The sequence below is a fragment of the Thalassospira sp. UBA1131 genome, from assembly GCF_002311515.1.
Taxonomy (GTDB): Bacteria; Pseudomonadota; Alphaproteobacteria; order Rhodospirillales; family Thalassospiraceae; genus Thalassospira.
On record NZ_DCAO01000029.1, the window covers coordinates 12,060 to 15,182 of the forward strand.

Here is a 3,123-nt window from a genome sequence, read left to right on the forward strand (position 1 = left end):
GTGCCGCAACCATGCACAGCCTTGAGGAATGGCAGAAACATCCGCAAGGAATATCCATTGCCACCGATCCACTGATCTGCTGGGACCACCACGCAAACACCAATGTCACCCCCGCGTCAATTGACTCGGCCCGCCCGCTACGTGGCATCCGCGTTCTTGATCTGACCCGTATCTTGGCCGGCCCCGTCGCCGGGCGTTTTCTGGCAGCGTATGGTGCCGATGTGTTGCGCATCGATCCGCCGGGCTGGGACGAAGGTGCGGCCATTCCCGAAGTCACACTTGGCAAACGCTGTGCGGGGCTTGATCTGCGGGACCGGGAAGACCGAAAGCTGTTTGAAGACCTGATTAGCGGTGCTGACATATTGCTGCATGGCTATCGCCCTGATGCCCTGGCCGAACTGGGGTATGACGCCAAAACGCTGCGCGCGATTAACCCGGCGCTGATTGNNCGTCAAATTGAACGCAACCACGTCCGCGACACCGTGATCTTTGCGCCCGATGCAAGTTACGAAACCTACCTTGCAAACACCAGTGATCCGTCACCGATGGCATCGGACCGGTTCGGATTTGTAAAACGCAACATCACATCTGACGCAAAAGCAGACCTGGCACAGCTTGAAACACCGACACTTGCCATGTGGGGGCATGATGATCTGAATGTGGATGCAAAATCCGATGCTGCTATCTATCGCGATATCCTGATCGGGCGAGATGCTGCAAATGAGGTGGTTGTCATCCCCGATGCCACGCACGGGCTGCTTAGAAGCAATTTGTTCAATTACCAGCTCAGCAGTGAAATGCCGACATCCCGCCAGATGCTTTATGTCGCCCTTGGCCGGTATGCCTATACCCCCGGCACGTTTGACAAGATCGCTGGCTGGATCAAACAGGTGGTTGCCCGCCCCTAACCCGACGCCCGAAGATCAAATTGCAGGGCGGTTGAGGCTTCGACCCCGTACAAATAACGCAAGGGTCAGATGTAACTTATGCTGCGCAACTCGGATCACATCAGGACACGCTGGCACTTGGCCGAATGATCTTGCCACTTTTGCGCTGTTCAAAAAGATGCGCGATCCAGCCTGCCATGCGCCTGATTGCATTGGCATGATCGCCGCGGAAACAGATGCCGATATTGCCCCACAGGTGGAAGACACAGACTTGGGTCCCGCCCGGCGCATCGCCTTTCCGGTCAGTATCGCAGGAACACCACATTACTGGCATCATCCGGCAGGAAAGCTGCATCGTCATGCTGCGCACTGGTAAGCTGTGATCAGGATCAAGTCCAAGAACTGTTACAAAACTTGACGGCAGCGATTTGTCTGCGCATAGTCCCCTGATCTCCGGGGGGGCCGATCGTAAATCGGCTGAGAGGTTCGGTGTTGCCGAACGACCCTTTGAACCTGAACCGGTTAAGACCGGCGTAGGAAGGATCGAATGCGCAGCACAGAACACGCGCCCCAGATGGCGCAAGACAATCCAACCAGATTTGATATTGCGCTCCGTGCGGCCCGCGTGGCTTTCAACGGCGTCGATATTTTCCATGATCTCGACCTGACCTTACAGGCGGGCAGCTTTACCTGCCTGCTCGGTCCAAGTGGTGTCGGCAAAAGCACACTTTTGCGCTATTTCGCAGGCCTCGTCGAAGGCGATGTTAGCGGTACCATCACCTGTTCGGACAAGATCGCGCTTGACGGTCGGGTCGCCTATATGGCGCAGCAGGACCTGCTCTTGCCATGGCGCAGTGTTCTCGAAAATGTCGTACTCGGTGCCGTTTTACGCCACGAAAAACCCGATTATGAGAAAGCCTCACATTTACTGACCGAAGTCGGATTGCGTGATGCGGCAGACCTGCGCCCGGCTGAACTGTCTGGTGGCATGAAACAGCGCGCGGCCCTTGCCCGCACTTTGATGGAAGATCGCCCGGTCGTTTTGATGGACGAACCGTTTTCCGCCCTTGATCCGCTCAACCGCCTGCGTTTGCAGGAACTGGCCGCACGGGTGCTTCGCGGCAAGACGGTGTTGCTTGTCACCCACGACCCGCTTGAGGCATTGCGCCTTGGCGATCGGGTGCATGTCCTGACCGGCAGCCCGGCACAATTGCAAGACGCCATCACGCCCAAGGGCCAAAGCCCGCGCAACATTGCCAATCCCGAAATTCTGGCGCAGCAGGCCGAACTGCTTGGCCAACTCGGTGCCGAGCGGTCGGAGGGCGCGGCATGAGCACGCAAAACAATACTCATACAAATAAAAAGGCACTGTCGGAGCACCGCTGGCTGATCCTTGCGCGGCCGCTGATTATTATCATTGCGCTGATTGCCACCTGGCAGATGCTGGTGATTGTTACCGGCGCGCCAAAATACATGCTGCCACCGCCCGCAGATGTCTGGCACACGCTGATCGCGCGTCATGCCGTCCTGCTTGATCATGCGAAATACACCATTGCCGAAACCGTGATCGGCCTGTTTGCCGGTGCCGCCCTTGGCACGCTGGCCGCCATTCCGATGGCGCTGTTTTCACCGGTGCGTTTCTGGCTGATGCCGATCCTTTTGGTTTCGCAGGCCATTCCGTTCTTTGCATTGGCGCCGCTTTTGGTTCTCTGGCTTGGCTTTGGCTTGGCATCGAAGATCGCCATGGCGGCCCTGATCATTTTCTTCCCGGTCACGGTTGCGTTCTTTGACGGCCTGTCACGGACTGAAACCGGCTGGCTCGATCTGGCGCGCACCATGGGAGCCAGTCGTTGGCGGCTTTTGACCCATATCCGATTGCCCGCCGCCCTGCCCGCCTTTGCATCGGGCTTTCGTGTTGCCACCGCAGTTGCCCCGATAGGGGCGGTGATTGGCGAATGGGTCGGGTCCAGTCATGGGCTGGGTTATCTGATGCTGCATGCCAATGCGCGGGTTCAGATCGATATGGTTTTTGCCTGTCTTCTGATCCTGTGTGCGTTTTCGATCACGCAATATTTCATTGTCGATCGCGTGCTGCGCGCGGCCCTGCCATGGCAACCCGACAGCCTGAAACCGGTTCGGTAAAACACCACACGCCTGCCTGTTTGGCAGCGATTTAAATCCTCATACTATTTATTTGGCGCATCTTACGGAGGTTCATCCATGTCACGCCTTAAAT

3 protein-coding genes and 1 riboswitch are annotated in these 3,123 nt (G+C 57.1%); all 3 genes read left to right on the forward strand.

The window, feature by feature from the left end:
• Positions 1-908: CoA transferase (locus tag B3Z49_RS04220; RefSeq protein ID WP_296988442.1), on the forward strand; the 908-nt coding region annotated here is incomplete at its 5' end.
• A 424-nt stretch (positions 909-1,332) separates the two neighbouring features.
• Positions 1,333-1,444, forward strand: a riboswitch (TPP riboswitch).
• The gene (locus tag B3Z49_RS04230; RefSeq protein ID WP_296988444.1) at positions 1,435-2,220 is read left to right on the forward strand and encodes an ABC transporter ATP-binding protein; all 786 of its coding nucleotides are present in this window, start codon (positions 1,435-1,437) and stop codon (positions 2,218-2,220) included. Its footprint overlaps the riboswitch before it by 10 nt.
• Complete coding sequence (locus B3Z49_RS04235; RefSeq protein ID WP_296988445.1) at positions 2,217-3,029, forward strand: ABC transporter permease; 813 nt, start codon at positions 2,217-2,219, stop codon at positions 3,027-3,029. Before B3Z49_RS04230 ends, B3Z49_RS04235 begins: the two co-directional genes overlap by 4 nt.
• Positions 3,030-3,123: the final 94 nt, after the last annotated feature.

What these genes read in the sequence shown, in the direction of transcription:
- B3Z49_RS04230 (WP_296988444.1), top strand. Translation starts at nt 1,435, where the DNA reads ATGCGCAGCACAGAACACGCGCCCCAGATGGCGCAAGACAATCCAACC.
- B3Z49_RS04235 (WP_296988445.1), top strand. Translation starts at nt 2,217, where the DNA reads ATGAGCACGCAAAACAATACTCATACAAATAAAAAGGCACTGTCGGAG.